Source organism: Marseilla massiliensis (assembly GCF_016899855.1).
Taxonomy (GTDB): domain Bacteria; phylum Bacteroidota; class Bacteroidia; order Bacteroidales; family Bacteroidaceae; genus Prevotella.
Genome location: NZ_JACJJG010000229.1, coordinates 1 through 708, shown reverse-complemented (window position 1 = coordinate 708; position 708 = coordinate 1). Strand labels below are relative to the sequence as shown.

Here is a 708-nt window from a genome sequence, read left to right as displayed (position 1 = left end):
TCGTTTATCCATTTGTATAGATTTTATTATCACCCCCGTTACACCAGGACTCGGGCACTCAAATCTACACAAAAAAATCTATAACAATAGGTGAACTAAGTGGTCAATACTATTTTGGCCAAAAGGGTCAATCATATTGTAGCCAAAGGGGACAATCCTGCTTGGCCAAAAGGGTCAAAGTCGCGTGGCTTTTCCAGAATGGTTCGTTTCGCTCAATTTTTTCCCAAATTATCCAAACTTATCATCGACGAAATCGACAAAATTCTTGCCAAATATTACGGCTTCACCGAAGAAGAGCTTGATTTTATCATCAATTACGACATAAAGTATCGCATGGGGATGAACTAAACGAAGAATAAGCCATGTGTAATTATCTTGGAAATAAAGAGTTGTTGAAACGGCGGAAAATAGGTTTTCTTGCTTCGCGCAAGATTTCCTCTTCCGCTATCTTGCCTACGCTCGATTGGGCGGTAGAAATAAGCAAGCAGTCGGATGTGGCGGTGGTAAGCGGTTTCCATTCCCGTCTTGAAAAAGATGTCCTCAAATTCCTGCTGCAAGGCAAGTGCGGCATCATCGTCGTCCTTGCCCGTGGAATATATAGCAAACTTCCAAAGGTCTATGAGAAAGCGATGAATGAAAACCGCTTGCTTATTATCGCCTTAGAAAAAGATATGGTAACGCGAGTTTCGGAATATACGGCACATCGTC

At 41.9% G+C, this 708-nt stretch carries 2 protein-coding genes; both read left to right on the top strand.

What is annotated here, in order from left to right; all coding sequences use genetic code 11:
• Window positions 1-99 precede the first annotated feature (99 nt).
• Window positions 100-348 carry a hypothetical protein gene (locus H6A34_RS14525; protein ID WP_205106094.1) on the top strand — a complete coding sequence of 83 codons (249 nt, stop codon included), beginning with the start codon at window positions 100-102 and terminating at the stop codon, window positions 346-348.
• Between the two features lie 14 nt (window positions 349-362).
• Window positions 363-708: DNA-processing protein DprA (locus H6A34_RS14520; protein ID WP_205106093.1), on the top strand; the 346-nt coding region annotated here is incomplete at its 3' end.